The following is a 327-nucleotide window of genomic DNA, read 5'->3' on the forward strand; positions in this document are numbered from 1 at the left end:
CCTCTACAGGCTTGTAGCTCAGGTGGTTAGAGCGCACCCCTGATAAGGGTGAGGTCGGTGGTTCAAGTCCACTCAGGCCTACCAAATTCGCACTCATGCGGCGTTATGTACCCGGTCGTTTACCAAAGTAAACGTCCTTCGTACATGCCTTGCCTGAGCACGAATTTACGTTTTCATGTTAAATGAAAAAGTAACTCCTGGTGAGTGGTAGTAGAAGGTCTCTGCAGTAACTGTATGGGGCTATAGCTCAGCTGGGAGAGCGCCTGCCTTGCACGCAGGAGGTCAGCGGTTCGATCCCGCTTAGCTCCACCATTACAGTGACTCAAA

2 tRNA genes are annotated in these 327 nt (G+C 51.4%); both read left to right on the forward strand.

Annotated features, from left to right (window positions below):
• Positions 1 to 7 precede the first annotated feature (7 nt).
• Positions 8 to 84 (forward strand) — tRNA-Ile (locus tag WFP70_RS26585).
• Between the two features lie 152 nt (positions 85 to 236).
• Positions 237 to 312: transfer RNA gene (locus tag WFP70_RS26590), tRNA-Ala, on the forward strand.
• Positions 313 to 327: the final 15 nt, after the last annotated feature.

The sequence above is a fragment of the Pantoea sp. USMM079 genome, assembly GCF_037153115.1.
Classification (GTDB): domain Bacteria; phylum Pseudomonadota; class Gammaproteobacteria; order Enterobacterales; family Enterobacteriaceae; genus Pantoea; species Pantoea communis.